This is a genomic window from Candidatus Nitrosocosmicus agrestis, assembly GCF_008389435.1.
Taxonomy (GTDB): Archaea; Thermoproteota; Nitrososphaeria; order Nitrososphaerales; family Nitrososphaeraceae; genus Nitrosocosmicus; species Nitrosocosmicus agrestis.
On the sequence record NZ_VUYS01000010.1, the window covers coordinates 40,640 to 55,251 of the forward strand.

Annotated in this window: 11 protein-coding genes; 6 read left to right on the top strand and 5 right to left on the bottom strand. The window is 30.9% G+C overall.

The annotated features are described in order from the left end of the window. The first annotated feature begins 845 nt into the window (after window positions 1-845). A complete protein-coding gene (locus F1Z66_RS07960; RefSeq protein WP_149863080.1) occupies window positions 846-1,160 on the top strand; it encodes a hypothetical protein in 315 nt (104 codons plus the stop codon). Between the two features lie 237 nt (window positions 1,161-1,397). On the opposite strand, the gene F1Z66_RS07965 is transcribed toward F1Z66_RS07960, so the two are convergent. Continuing rightward, window positions 1,398-1,808 carry a cupredoxin domain-containing protein gene (locus F1Z66_RS07965; RefSeq protein ID WP_149863081.1) on the bottom strand — a complete coding sequence of 137 codons (411 nt, stop codon included), beginning with the start codon at window positions 1,806-1,808 and terminating at the stop codon, window positions 1,398-1,400. A gap of 720 nt (window positions 1,809-2,528) precedes the next feature. Next, entirely contained in the window at window positions 2,529-3,185 is a 657-nt protein-coding gene (locus tag F1Z66_RS07970) for a nitroreductase family protein (RefSeq protein WP_149863082.1), read from the bottom strand. A gap of 908 nt (window positions 3,186-4,093) precedes the next feature. Here F1Z66_RS07970 and F1Z66_RS07975 point away from each other — a divergent pair. Together F1Z66_RS07975 and F1Z66_RS07980 are read left to right on the top strand one after the other, a co-directional pair. Then, the gene (locus F1Z66_RS07975; protein WP_149863083.1) at window positions 4,094-4,369 is read left to right on the top strand and encodes a hypothetical protein; all 276 of its coding nucleotides are present in this window, start codon (window positions 4,094-4,096) and stop codon (window positions 4,367-4,369) included. Between the two features lie 16 nt (window positions 4,370-4,385). Beyond that, on the top strand, window positions 4,386-6,800 hold the full coding sequence (locus F1Z66_RS07980) for a DNA polymerase domain-containing protein (RefSeq protein WP_149863084.1): 2,415 nt from the start codon (window positions 4,386-4,388) through the stop codon (window positions 6,798-6,800). Between the two features lie 462 nt (window positions 6,801-7,262). Here the strand turns inward: F1Z66_RS07980 and F1Z66_RS07985 are convergent, their stop codons facing one another. Further along, window positions 7,263-7,586, bottom strand: a complete 324-nt coding sequence (locus F1Z66_RS07985; protein WP_149863085.1) for a hypothetical protein — start codon at window positions 7,584-7,586, stop codon at window positions 7,263-7,265. A 562-nt stretch (window positions 7,587-8,148) separates the two neighbouring features. Here F1Z66_RS07985 and F1Z66_RS07990 point away from each other — a divergent pair. Beyond that, a complete protein-coding gene (locus F1Z66_RS07990; RefSeq protein ID WP_149863086.1) occupies window positions 8,149-8,874 on the top strand; it encodes a hypothetical protein in 726 nt (241 codons plus the stop codon). A gap of 779 nt (window positions 8,875-9,653) precedes the next feature. Here the strand turns inward: F1Z66_RS07990 and F1Z66_RS07995 are convergent. Both F1Z66_RS07995 and F1Z66_RS08000 read right to left on the bottom strand, forming a co-directional pair. Continuing rightward, window positions 9,654-10,430 (bottom strand): hypothetical protein, encoded by a 777-nt coding sequence (locus F1Z66_RS07995; RefSeq protein WP_149863087.1) that lies wholly within the window; start codon window positions 10,428-10,430, stop codon window positions 9,654-9,656. An 833-nt stretch (window positions 10,431-11,263) separates the two neighbouring features. Further along, a complete protein-coding gene (locus tag F1Z66_RS08000) occupies window positions 11,264-11,545 on the bottom strand; it encodes a hypothetical protein (RefSeq protein ID WP_195907505.1) in 282 nt (93 codons plus the stop codon). A 1,241-nt stretch (window positions 11,546-12,786) separates the two neighbouring features. On the opposite strand from F1Z66_RS08000, the gene F1Z66_RS08005 reads away from it, so the two are divergent. Together F1Z66_RS08005 and F1Z66_RS08010 are read left to right on the top strand one after the other, a co-directional pair. Continuing rightward, the gene (locus tag F1Z66_RS08005; RefSeq protein ID WP_149863088.1) at window positions 12,787-13,041 is read left to right on the top strand and encodes a hypothetical protein; all 255 of its coding nucleotides are present in this window, start codon (window positions 12,787-12,789) and stop codon (window positions 13,039-13,041) included. A gap of 571 nt (window positions 13,042-13,612) precedes the next feature. After that, window positions 13,613-13,918 carry a hypothetical protein gene (locus tag F1Z66_RS08010; protein ID WP_195907506.1) on the top strand — a complete coding sequence of 102 codons (306 nt, stop codon included), beginning with the start codon at window positions 13,613-13,615 and terminating at the stop codon, window positions 13,916-13,918. The last annotated feature ends 694 nt before the right edge of the window (window positions 13,919-14,612 follow it).

Below are 14,612 nucleotides of genomic sequence, written 5' to 3' on the forward strand. Positions count from 1 at the left end.
TTCTATTAAGTGTGTCATGCCGCATATCGCCGATATACAACGCTAATCGTTACTCAGAATTGAAATATAGAGGTTACAACTAGTTCTATGGAGTAATGACAAAATCCTTCTGAATGTATAAATTCATTATTTGCAAAGTACCGGAAGCCATTTTTAAATTTCTAAAAGAAAAAGGATATCTATTTACTGGTCCTACATATCAATGAGCGATCATGGATCCCAAAGGAATTTAAAAAAATAGATAGTATCCCTCGACCGCATAGAAAGGTTTGTTGTATATATGTGTTCTTTTTCATAAAAAAATTTATCTTTTTTTAAAATAGACTTGTTGAAATCTTAATAATAGAGAAAAAACTTTGTCTCTAAAGATTACTTAAAACTTTGATATTATATAGACAATTCGGATTACTGCATTAAAAATGTCCATTACCTTCGCCATTTATTTTCATCAGGGTTTCTTTCAAGTAATATAGATTGGTAATATGATTCATTATCACATTACAGATTAAAAAAATTAAAAACCTATTTGTTTAATACTGTAAATTTTATTATATCAAAATTAATATTGAAAATTCAATAACATTTTGTTACCTCAATGTTTTTTGACTTTAGTGCCTTGACTTTTATCATGTTCCTCTCTTTTGGTTAGACGTGATCTGCTACAGTTAGTCTCCACTCGACCAGCTCAAGGAACGAACAGTTTTTCTGCAAGGGATATGCTGACCAAATACTAACCCTACCACCAAGTATAACAAAGTTCCAGTTTCACAAAATGAATAATCAATTGGTCTGCTATCCGATCGGTCTTTGGTGGTAATTGTAACCTTGTTGACTAAGATTGTGACTTGCAGAACCTTAACTGGAATGCAGTTGCAGATTTATTAACTAAAGAACCAAATGGGATTGATTCACTTACAGGATTTACCGGTGCAAAACCCCTAGGAGCATCTTCTTCTAATTCTATTGCATTAGATGGTAATAGCACATCATTTGGTGATACTGCAAATCCAAAAATCATTGGTGAAACTGCATTTGAAAATGTGCCTGTAGTATTGTATCAGTTAAATAGCAATATTATTAGTTTGACTCTAAGTCGCCAAGAAACAAACAGGCAGTGTGTGATACCTTTATATAATATTGTTACATCACTGATTCAGTAATAATGATTAACTACAATTTAATCCGTTCTAATGTTTTATCTAAAACTCATCTATGATCTTACAAAACGGTAAGCATTAGAGCAGTTATTATTCTTCGTTATCAAAGTAGATTATATTTATGTACTTATCTTTCTGTTTATGACTGTACAAAGAATATCTTGATTAACAATGAATTTAAGTCTTGATCAACCTATTGCTAGACTGGGGTAAAATGACAATAAAAATAAGCTGGTTTGATTAGGATACTATTACTTTACCTACTAATGCAGGATGTAATGCACAGTGATAATCAAATTCTCCAGCGGTATCAAAGGTATGTTCGAATGTTTTTCCTTTACCAGTCATTGCAGTGGGACCCTGTAATCCTGAATCAAATAACTTGCCAGCATCAGGTTGGCCAGGTAGACCTGAAGTCACGGTGTGAAATGCTGAATCATTATTAGTCCAAACAACTGTTTGACCTACCTTCACCTGAACTGGATCAGGTTGATAACCATTCTTTGTCAGGCTAGAAGAACCTGGAACTATTGATACTGCTACTTTATCTCCTTGTGCGAATGCTTTATCCAAATTTCCGTTTAATCCGATTGCCAAAAGACCAACAAAAGTGATTAAACTGACAGACAAGTAAATTATTTTATTTGTCATTATAGCTTATGAAATAATTAAGATATTTAAACTTAATAGTAACAATAGCAATCATGTAGATGATTTCTTATTGTTAATGTAAATAGTAATAGTAATGGTACTAGTAATAGTACTAGTAATAGAAGCCAAGCTTGTGAATAACTCACTAGTTTGATTCGTGATGAAAGCCTGACTTCTATTACCCAATCTCCTTGCAGCAAGATTGTTACTAGGCCCTAATTATAAGCGCAGTAAAGTAAGTATTTACATCATTTTATTTAAACCTCGTTACAAAGTAAACATATACTATCTCAATTCAACATACTTACACACTATAGACATCATTATAGTCAGTAAGGTTTCATATCAATTTATATTTTTTAATTTTTAAATATTATTAATTGTGAATATATAAAGCAAAAAACAAATTGGCTTTATAGTCAAAGGGGTCTGTTTATTTTGTCATTTGGAACCGTATCACGATCTAAAATATAATTAATTTTGATCTAATAACCTTAGATACATGGAAGGGATAGTTAGCCATATTTATGAATTAAAAGAAATGTGTTAATGATACCGAAAGTAATAGCAGTAACACTTTCAACTATATTCAACAAATATGATATTTTTGAACAACTAAATTATTTTATAATAAATGGTTGGAATCCTTGTACTTCTTTTTATACTATAGGCGGTAATAGAATCCTGATATTTTATATTTTGCTAATAAATCATACGATTCTACCATGAGTCTATATGTATTATTTTTTCTACTGACTCTCTGGGCGCTGGTTTGAACGAATCTCCCTTATAGTATGCAAGAGGAAGCAAGGCCACTTGCATGACTTTTTCATATGGGATTTTCAGCAATTCAGCGGCCTCTTTTTCAAACAAAAGGTGAAAACTAGTCCAAGTTGTTCCCAATCCATATAGCCTGGCTGCAAGCATAAAATTCCAAACTGCAGGGGCAATAGACCCCCATATAGAACTTTGGACTCTCACTGAAACATTTGATCCATCTGTTCTACCCTCAATACATGGAATGACAAATACAGGAACTTTTTTTAAATTTTCTACCAAATATTTGGCAGATTCATATATTTTTCTTTGAGTTTCACTTTTCTTCGGATCGTCGGAACTTTTAGTCTTGGCAACAGAAGTTGGCGAATTTATGTAGGATTGCCATCCTTTTCTAAAGAGATCTGATAATGAATTTTTTATGGATTGATCAGTAACAACCAAAAAGTGCCAGTTTTGTCTATTGGAAGCCGTTGGAGCCTGCTGGGCGATTTCTATGCATTTTTTAACTAATTTGATTTCTACAGGTTTTTCAAGATCAAGTCTCTTCCTTACAGCCCTTGTAGTTGTAAGTAGTTCTTCAGGAGTTAATGAAGTCATACTTATGACCCTGAATCTTAATTTATAAGACTATTGAAAATTAAGTGGATTAACAGTTTTATACATACAACAAGAATCAACTTCCTCTTTATTCTATTAGGACTATCTTTGACATTTATCGTATTTATTCGGTCTGAACTTTTTTACTCAATACTATCATTGAGTTTCTAAATTGGGGTATTTTATTATATAAAAAGCAATATACTTTGTAATAGATTTAATGGAGAAAGAAAGAAAATACTTAATTGACATAATTTGCAGGTAGTCTGTCATTTTTTGAATTTATTTATGGCATGTGTATATTGTCCATTAACGTTATGTTTAAAAAAATGGTAACTAATTACCATTTTTTCATCATGCTAGTTGCAAATTGATTTACTTTCTGATACTCTTAATTCCGTGACTCTTAGTTAACTATCTCTAAACATGTGTCAGGATCAGTCCATGTATGAACCCAACTCAAGCACCATTTTCGGTAGCAATCCAAACCAGTTTATTATCTAAATTGGATTATAAAACGGTATCAAAATTGTTTCACATGAATCCAAATTTGTATATCCTACGGAACATTCTCGTACAATCCACATTGTAATTGGTTCTCATAGTGGACTTGAACTAAAAAGGTATAACTGTGTCTAATAATCAAGATAATTATAGTGAAGCCGTTGAAGTATGGTACTGTTTTAGCCCCTCCAGGCATAGGCGAACTATATAAAATAAGGCTAATTCACAATTTGTTTTTTTTACTATTCCATTCAATCTGTTCAAACTTGGGATAGTGCTTTCAGGTTTAGGACTTTTTTTTAATCTCATGAAGAGCCCATTTTATTATCTACTCTTAACTATGTATAACTATACACATTAATACGCTGCGTAATACCTATTAACATGTCTTAAGATATTATGACATGGAAAATGTGATTGAATTATTAAATCGAGTTTTTGATTCTCATACTTTTAGAACAACAAAGGGTAAGAATACTATCTATAAAAAACACAATAAGTTACAAGATATTCTACTGATAAGCAGAGGAGTTCTTATAAACAATTTGCAGATTCATAAACCTGGATTTGCTGATTGTTGTTCAAAGGACGACAACATTATTTATGATCAATTTTCATGTCCCCTAAAACCTCTCAACTTGATGGATACTGATCAAAGACTTGTAGATTCCTATAACTAGTCATAGGGCTTTAGAAATGTCAACAACTGTCCCTGAAGTAGAAAATGCCTACCTATATGATATCTATCATCTAAAAGACAAAATGATTCTATGGTTTAAATTAAAAAATAGTGATACAATAAAAAAACTGGAATATCCCTGGTCCCCTTTTATTTATGTAGCATCTGATACAAAATCAGACTTGGAGTATCTATTAAATAATTGTAATTTATTTTCATATTTTATCAAAGAGTATTCATATGAATACAAATATGAATATCCCTCATCAGATCAAATCAAAAAGGAGGTTCTGAAACTAACTGTTAAGGATTCGTCCCAAATACTGAATATGGCAAAATATATAGAAGGACTTTCAACAAGGTTTGGACAATATCGTCTATATAACGTTGATGTATCTCCGGAACAATCTTTTTTTTATGAAAAAGAATTTTTTCCGTTTGGTCTGTATTCCTTATCAAGTTCACAGAATACTGAAATAGACAATAAAAGTTCAAATTTACTTGATATCGAAAGTGACAATATTGATTCATATGATTATATAATTCCGAATTTAAGATCTTTGACTTTTGACATAGTTTCTGATAGGAAATCACTTGCAAGCGAGACTAGTAACAAAATTTTAGCTATTAAAGTAAGGGTATTTGATTATAATGATAATAATAATTTAGAAGAAAAATTCACGATAAAAGAAGATAGTGAAATAGAAACCATATTGCAATTTTCTTACGAGGTTAGTCGAATAGATCCAAATATCATACTTACCACTGGAGGTGACCAATTCTTATTTCCACATTTATTTAATAGAGCAAGAGAAATGGATATTGCACTTCATTTATTGATTAACCTAAATAGAGAACTTGATCAAGACTTTTTGAAAAAGAAGAATAGATCTGTATTAGAACCTAAGGTCTTGTCAGGTAACTCACATCATACAGCATCGTCATCTCAATCCTATATTTCCTATGGAAAGGTATACTTTAAGCCCAAGCCATTTTTACTATTTGGTAGAATACATGTAGATACAAATACATCCTTTATCTACAAAAATAACGGACTTGACGGCCTCGTGGAAATATCAAAAATATGTAGAATGTCGCCTCAAATTACATCTAGATCTACTATAGGTAAGTGTCTGAGCAGTCTATATTTTTATAATGCATACAAAAAAGACGTTTTGGTGCCTTGGAAGCCCATAACATCGGAGATATTCAAAACATTTAATGACTTGATAAAAGCTGATAGAGGTGGAACTGTTTTTGAATCTAAACCTGGTGCTTACGATAAAGTAGCCGAATACGACTTTGTTTCCCTCTATCCAAATATCATGCTAAAGAAAAACATCTCATCTGAAACAATAAATTGTGAGTGTTGCAAAGACGAACAGGGTAATAAAATTCCAGGCTTAGAACATCTTTATCACTCTTGCAGAAAAAGAAAAGGTATCGTTCCAATATCGTTAGAGATGGTATTAAAAAGAAGACTATATTATAAAGAAAAGAAACTTGAAAGTATCTCAAATAATGATATTCAATCAAAAATCAAATACGATAACAGACAAGATGCGCTAAAGTGGATCCTAGTAACATCTTTTGGATATCTGGGATTTTCTAACTCAAAATTTGGAAGAATTGATGCCCACATTGCTGTATGTGCTTATGCTCGTGATATTCTCTTAAAAACATCAAAAATAGCTGAAAGATATGGCTTTGAAATAATACATGGTATAGTTGATTCTATTTGGATTAAAAGCAAAAAAGAAAATAACAGTAGAATGGGGTTAGAAGACAAACTTCTAAAATACAAAAATTTAAAAGAAGATATCGAAAAGCAGACGGATTTTTCAATTTCCTTTGAAGGAATATACAAATGGATTGTGTTTGATTCTTCCAAGACAAATTCTATGTTACCCGCCTTGAATAGATATTTTGGTGCATTTATGAATGGAACATTAAAAATGAGGGGAATAGAAACTCGAAGGCATGATACTCCACCTTTTTTTGTAAAGTTTCAAGAGGAGTTATTACAAACTATGGCTACATTTGATAGTGTAAAAGAAATCAATGGATCCAAAGACAGCTTGGAAGATATTTACAACAAATATCGCAATAACATCCTATCTGGAAATATATCCTTTGAGGATCTTATATTTACTAAACGACTCTCTAAAAATAGTGTGGATTATCTTGACAGAAATACTATTGAGAATTGTGTTCTAAAGATCTTGTCAAAGAGTGGTAAGGTGTTGAACGCAGGTGAAGAAATCAAATATGTTATTACAGATTTTCGTTCTAAAAATTATTTGAAAAGAGCTTTACCATTAGATCTTGTAACCGATCGCGAGATAACCAAGTATGATGCACAAAGATATTGTGATCTACTATTGGAAATTTACGATTCTGTAACCAAGCACTTGTACGAACACACTGCATAAACTAATCATTATTATTAACATTAAATATCTTGTACAACATTACAACTAAATGTCATTGACTGTTGTTAAGGGAAAACCGAATGTTCATAGTGTGTTATTTAACTTATAACCCTAAACCTATGTAATAAATTAAGCGAAATTACTCAAACTTTTGTGTCTCAAAGGTACAACCATGTTTTTTGTTAATAATTAAGTTCTACTCTAGAATATATTTCAATTATTCGATGAGGTTATATATTATTTGAAGTATGGATTGGGTTATAAAAATGAATTCGGATTTAAAGGGTGATTCTTCCTACTTTATTATTGACTTTTAAAATGTTTTCAGATTTCTGAAAAATTGTAATTATGAACTGTCCATATTTTTAGACCTTTCTCTTTTAAAAGGTTCTGAAAAAAATTCCCAAACAATCAAAACAAAGAATCTAGAAATTATTCTCTGGTTTTTAATAGAATATATTTTTATTTTCTACCTGGTAAAGAAACACCACTTATCTTTAATTGTTGCATGACCTCGTCCACTTCTTCTTTGGATGTATGACCAATTAAAGAGGATGATTCCTTATTTGTACTTACCATTGCATTTATTATTTGAGCTATCATTTCCGAATCATAAAAAGAGTATGAATTAGAAAGAAACTCTGCAATTTTTGAAACATCCATATCAGAAGATATTTTTCCTTTCGCTATTAATCCACCAAATTTTTGAACTGTCTCATATACTCCAATATTGTAGGCAATAAATGCTATCTTTTCAGGGGATATATTATATCCAATATTATTCATATTAGTATTTTAAGTGATAATAGTATAATAGACCTTGCAAAATAGGGTATATTTGCAAATACCGAGCACAGTCAATGTAGTGACTGAAAGATTTTTTCCTCGAAAATTAGATTCACTTTGAGAAATTCTCATCTCATTTATAACAATAGTCAAAAATCTCATTTCAGCCTGCAAAAAAGGCCTATCGGTGAAAAAAATCAGAGAACAAACACCATTGTTGTTCCTATTGCTAAGGTAAGACTATAAAAAATAATTCCTTTTATTATGAATATGATATGTTAAATTTCCTCAAATATTCTAAATATTTTTTAATTGAGGTTTAAACTTTTAGCATATATGTTCAAAATAGTCAAATCGAATCAAAAATACTGGATATCATACGGCTTAACCTGTGCAGAATTAATTTTACTTTGATACTAATAAAAACTCCATATGACAATATCCTTGTTTATTTTAATTTTGATACAGAAATAGATTTATACATTATAAATACATAAAATATAACTTGCATCATTTACATTCTTCAATTAACTTTTTTACAACGATCTTTACATTAGGATTAATGGCAATAGTATTTGGAAGTTTTGTATACCTGGCGGCAAATGTGAATATAAATAGTAATTTTTATTCTTTATCGGCAATATCGTTTAAGGTCAGCGCACAACCGACTTCAGATAAAACTTCAAGTATTGATAATGTACTAAGTACGAATGGTTCAAAAATTCATCAAAGTAACACAACTATAGTAAAAGCATCGGGACACTTTGCCAACAACCAAATCGAAAATGACACTGTAGCTTGGATTGAGGGTGGATTGTGGAATTTGGATATTGAAGAAAATAATAATAATAATGATGATGCAAATGCCAGTAACATCTCTAATATTACTGCAGATTTTAACGCTAATTTTACAATGATAAAGCCTGATGGTAGTCTTTCACACAATCATACTATTAGTAATTTTAAATCTGATGCTATTATATTTGCTGGCAACGATCTTGTAATTACAGGAAATACTGATATACTTACGGATAATGAAGTTAATTATACTCAAGTTCCCATAACAGTGCACTTAATGGGTAAGAAGGTTTTAGGCTTGATGATTGATGTCAACAGGACGGGAGGTCACTTTGCAGGTTCAAATGAAATGTTCGGGACTCTGATTAGTGGAATTGGATTGGACAATTCTACTAGCAGTAATAACAATAGTATGATTAACAACTATGCAACAACGGAATTTGATAATTCATCTATTGACAATTCAATGATGTCCCATATGATGCATTAAATTTTAGTTTTTAACAATACCTAGTAGATAAATTACTACTATTCCGGATTTTAAAATGTGATTCAAATGTTTTACAGCTAGTTTCATTTGGAGATGCTGAAAAAAAGTGATCCATGAGTTTATTGCAAAATCAGTGAAATCCAATGGCTGTAATAAGGCTGATTTAGTACATTGTCTTTGATATGAGAAATTATGCCATCCTATAGATCCTTGAACCCGTAAGTTAACCATATTTAATTGGTTCTAGTCCTTAGGAGAAATAGATTTGTTTAGGTGATATGGGTATTAAAGTAAGCACTTTGAAATCTTGTTTTAATTATATGACGCTATTTATCAATCCCTAAATTGATCAAATCCATTTTGTTATTTGATTTTATGATTTCAATTTATTTAGATAAATTAATTAATTAATTATGTCGGTAGCCTGACAATCAGGTATGAATCTCTAGACAAATAGCATTTGGATATTGTATTGTTTTTTTGTATAAATATCTGCTCCTTAATGTGATTGGATTAAGGAGCAAAAGTTGGAACCATGGGATGCTATCATGAGTTCTACCAAAAATAATCTTTTTTGCAAGAATGATGACGACTGGTTACAATTCCCTCTTCCATAACAGATAATCTTGTTGTCAGAAAATATCGATACGAACATTTGCTATGAAATCAAAAGACTTTGGTCTTAATTTTAAGTAATCCTGACATTAAATACTTATTTAGTTATCTGTCTTTTTTTAAAAGGCGTAGCACTATTTTAGCTCAAAGTCTTGGGTGAATTATTATTCGTATGGAAAAAGACATTCAAAAAATTTCATTGCTTTGTCCTTATTAGAAAAATTTTCATTCAGTAGAGAATAAAGACCTGCAGTCATTGACCGATAGCATTCAGCCTGCTTATCGGATGATATCTCATAATATCCATCTTGCTTAATTATGGCAATCTGTAATTTGCCACCTGTTTCTAAATCTAATTTCTTTACTTCGTTAATGACATATACCGCAATACCCACATTATGTTCAACATGAAAATCAGATAATTTCATATTTATTGCAGAATAAAGTCTGTCCTGTTGCGCTAAAACTAACCGGGCGTAAGAGGATCCGGAACCTATTGAAACATAGTCTTGATTTATTTTGTACATATAAGGAGAAACTTCGTTGTTTTTTCCAGTAGTTCCAAAGCCCATGCGGTAAACACAAGAATCGCCATTTCTTAATACCACGCCTGCTATAGAGAAGGGAGTAAAAAACAATCGTGCTCCTGTATAACCGCACAAAAATGAATGATTATAGTTGTAAACACGATGCAAATTTACCATGATCCCATACATCTGAGTTCTAAATTCTGATTCCAATTCAATTTCATTCTTAAAGTTTTGTTCCAGTTCATCCACGAATAGTTCGATTTGAGAACTATCTCCTGAAGCACCTAAACCAATATGGTTGTTTATTTGAAAGATCTTTTTAATTGTGGTTTTGATTTTTAATGATGTACCTTGGCTGTCACTCGCTAATACAATTCCGTCTTTAGATTTTATAGACAACACTGTGGTCATGGATTATTATACAAGACCGGTTTTACATTATTTAACGATACTATGTATTTTAATAATTTAACTTTGTAGAATTGACACCTGTAAGATGCTTTAACAAAAATTAAGTTACTTTTATTGTCTATTGTGATTGCCTCAGCGTCTGTTATATCCATTTCTTTTATGGATTTCCTGTCAGACTCATTTAAGATTGGGATTTATTGTTATTACCAATTACAAAATATTGTATTTGTAATATCTATTCGATATTGAATTACTCTCGATAATTCTTATCAATTCGATGTCTTTTACTCATAAACAAATTCTATCCAGATCCATCTTAATTCTCTCGAGATAGTTTGCTTAATCTTTATAATCTTTATAATCTTTCAGACAAGTGAAAATGCGGAGCAAACCCTTTGTCTTATTGGAAAATAGATGCAACTCATTTGAATTATTTATACTTTTGTAAATTCTCTGCCTAATCTTTCCAATATCGCAAAAATATATTTAACAATCGCCATCTTTCCTTAGATTTGAAAGATGAATTTGAATATATTGAATTAAGGAACACTTAGTTCTCTTAATATGAATTTAATGGTATACTTGTTTATGGAAATGCTTTCAATTTTTAATTACAAGGTGACGTGTTAGACAGTACACCTATCTGATCCCAAATTTGAACTACAGTGTTTCAAATGATTCTTTATGGGTGTATCTTAAAAAAAGAGAAATGTTGAGTAGTTTTTATATACAATAATGAAATTTTTTGCAAATAGTCTAATTAAAATAATCTGAAGGGATTGTCTATAGTAGGCTAATGAGTTGGCTGTTGTACCGACTCTATCATTAAGATGTTAGTCAGACCCTCCCGATATACCAGTGTTTCCAGATCCACCATTGCCACCATTGCCACCATTGCCGGTGGATATGATATTTCCTCCTGTTATGCCACCATTACCCCCATTTCCTCCGTTACCACCTGAACCGGCCTTGGTGTTGAATTTTTTGAATTTGAAAGCGTCAGCCTTCTGATCAAACAAAGTAGATGAAGCTACCATTGAAGTGATCATCAGAAATGACAAAGTAGATATTACTGCAACTATTGCAATCTGTTTTTCTTGGGTATTGATTCCCATAATGGTTCTTGAGTACATATCGAGAAATATAAAGATTCTTTAAGTTTGTTAATTGAACAGTCAAAAAGGCTCACAAAAATGTTTTTTTGTACCTACTTCTATGAGTATTTCTACAACTATATAGAGAGTTTATTTGGTAAGAAAAGGATTTATCTATCAGTTTTTACTCAATTTTGACACCTGCAGTTGACTCTTTAAATTGATAATATGTTGCTATAAAGGGATATGCCTTCAATATTGTTGAATTGTAAGGTAAAGTTCCAAGTAAATTTTACAAGTGATTCTTTGATATCTGGACCATCAAATGCTTTTCACAATATTCGATATTCTTATCAAGATGGTATGTATGCAACACGAACAGATACTTCACTTAGTTGTTCTAACGCATCATACTGATATTGCAATGATTGATTTCGTTTAGATGTAAAACGACTGCTAAAAATTTTATAATTCATCACATATTATAACTTAATACATATTTTCTCTATTGTTTTGACTGTTTGACCTTTGGTCAATTTCATTCACTATAAGTGTAGTTGTTTAATTCATTATCGATACTGAAACTTTCGGTGAAATGACTTTATCGCAACCGATTTATGATGTCAAATCCCTTTTCTTCAAAAAGAATTATATGATTCTGAAACAGGTGGGTTATGTCTGATCGAATTCTGGTAACTGCCTGTATTTGATGTTTGTTGTCAATTTGATCCAGTGTGCGATTCTGTGCATTTAATCATCTGACGAATCAAATTATCTTTAGGTAGGCAAGTCTGTTGCTTGTTTTGATAAAGAGTTAAACTGAAATAAACGGGAAACATTACGAGAGGAGTCTGAACAAGAGTTACTAACATTGTTTTTTTAGAATCTATTGATTTTCTATTCTATGTATATCAGATTATTATATTCTGCTGCTTCATTTTTCTCCATGTGGTTAACACTCTGTAATAAGCTTTATTCTTAATTTACATTGTAGCAAGAACTTTATTGATTACTGTGCCTCTATAGAATTTTAATTCCTTAATTAGCTTCAAGAGAACATAATTTTCTATTGATATTATTACAATACATGATTTATCGATACTAGCCAACATCTTCCCGTATTGCAATTCTACAATGGGTAACAGTACTAATGCTTCTATAATAGAATTTTTTATAGTAGATTCTTTTGTATTTCATCATAAGAACTTCTTTTCAGAAACGAGTTAGCCAACTCAGTTATATGTAATTGGATATATAGATTCATGGAGAAAAAAATCCAATTATCAATTTTGTCAGTTTTTCTTGCAGCTGCACTCGTAGGTTCTTTAGTCGCCTCTTCTGACTATAATGTATTTGCTACAGGAAAACACAACGATGCAATCCAAATATTAGAGCAATCTTCACTCACTGGTCAGGATTCAACCTGTGATTCTGATGATAGGACAATTGCCTCTTGCAACAACTTGGCCTTTACCGCCAACCTAAATGATGGCAATAACGGATTAGGTCAACAGTAATAATTGCAGAACCATATCCAAACTTTTTTTGATTCTTTTTTCTATTTTGGCTTATAAGTTTTTTTAATAATAGAAAGAGGCTTTTCTGTGTTAATTCACGATTAAATACGTGATTTTTGTAAAAAGTTTGCAAAAAATATATAAATTGATAGTAAAATTTTGATATTGTAATTTAGTGCTAATTTCAAATTATGGCCACTGCCATAGGGATGACAATTTTGTAAATCATTTTATAAGTAGGAAAAATAAGTTAAAGGAAAACCGAGATTATGACTAGTAAGGCAATCCGATGTTGCAGCAATTATGAATGATTGAGACAGTTTTATGTGACCTAGATACTATCGTCTAAATACAAACTTCATTAGTTATTCGCATTCTCTACCGTCCAATTATTAATTTGTATAATGCTTTGGGACTATAAGGACAGATAATGAGAATAATTCAAACAACCATTATTACCATAGCATTCCATACTTACACTGTATTATTGTTTCAGGAGAGTTTACAAAATTAATAAAAGCTTATAAATGTTATAGTACTTTCTACTAGTGGAATGTCCTCAACGGTGTATTTGGAAACTAGTCGTGCATTTGTTGATAAGCTTTTGAGTGTCGATAATGAATTGGAAGCAAAAATTATGGATGGAAAGGATAAAAGGGCAGATGAAATTTATCGGTTATATTTCGATAGGCTGTCATTGTATGAAATGGCTTGTCTTGTACCTTTGAGTAAAAACCACAAATTATTCTTACAAAATAAGAAAGAAGAAATTTATGTAGATCTGAAGTGGTTCAAGTCTAAACAAGAATTAAAAAAGCATCTAGATTTAGCATTATCTGAAATAAATTACTTAAAGAGATCTTACGAATATAAATGACATTCTGTTAAAGATCCTTAACATAGTAACAATATCCCTTAAGGCTTTTATTATATTAAGTTCTGAACATTTTACTTATTTTTCCTAGTTTTAGTAACAAGTAGGGTAAAAAACCTGTTTCGCATCAAGATTGTGTAGATCATGAAGATTTTTATTCCTTGACATTTTTGCAAATATGTTTCAAAATACTAACCATCTCTTGTGGCTTTATGATTATTAATGCACATATTTTCACATTTCCATTTGAGATAGATTATTTGCAGGACCACTATACTATTAAACTAAGCATTATGATTATAAATCAGAGGAAGCAAAAATTTTGTAGCATTGATGTATTAACAGCTACACCTTTTTTAATAACCTTTGGTTTTTTCACATAAAATTTATTTAGTGTGCAGTGAAAATTATTATTATCATTTACCTTCTCTCTATTGTAGACTTTAGAGGTATCTGTCGAGAAATTCCCAAAGTTATACAAAGTGTAATATAAATCGGCACTAAGACCCCTACTACCTCACAGGTATTGCAGTCGTTTATTTGATTATTCAAAACAAAATATGCTTCAATTCCCTCAACCTGTTGAAATGATACTTAACTTGTCTCATTGAGGCTTTCAAATTGTGTTCTCTGCCCCAGAATTGTAGGACTAATCCTTTTGTTTCAGATTAAAAATCCGTAAATAGGTGTTATTAGC

Excerpts from the sequence above, each read along its gene's own strand:
- F1Z66_RS07965 (WP_149863081.1), bottom strand. The coding sequence starts at position 1,808 with ATGACAAATAAAATAATTTACTTGTCTGTCAGTTTAATCACTTTTGTT.
- F1Z66_RS07970 (WP_149863082.1), bottom strand. The coding sequence starts at position 3,185 with ATGACTTCATTAACTCCTGAAGAACTACTTACAACTACAAGGGCTGTA.
- F1Z66_RS07975 (WP_149863083.1), top strand. The coding sequence starts at position 4,094 with ATGGAAAATGTGATTGAATTATTAAATCGAGTTTTTGATTCTCATACT.
- F1Z66_RS07980 (WP_149863084.1), top strand. The coding sequence starts at position 4,386 with ATGTCAACAACTGTCCCTGAAGTAGAAAATGCCTACCTATATGATATC.
- F1Z66_RS07985 (WP_149863085.1), bottom strand. The coding sequence starts at position 7,586 with ATGAATAATATTGGATATAATATATCCCCTGAAAAGATAGCATTTATT.
- F1Z66_RS07990 (WP_149863086.1), top strand. The coding sequence starts at position 8,149 with ATGGCAATAGTATTTGGAAGTTTTGTATACCTGGCGGCAAATGTGAAT.
- F1Z66_RS07995 (WP_149863087.1), bottom strand. The coding sequence starts at position 10,430 with ATGACCACAGTGTTGTCTATAAAATCTAAAGACGGAATTGTATTAGCG.
- F1Z66_RS08000 (WP_195907505.1), bottom strand. The coding sequence starts at position 11,545 with ATGGGAATCAATACCCAAGAAAAACAGATTGCAATAGTTGCAGTAATA.
- F1Z66_RS08005 (WP_149863088.1), top strand. The coding sequence starts at position 12,787 with ATGGAGAAAAAAATCCAATTATCAATTTTGTCAGTTTTTCTTGCAGCT.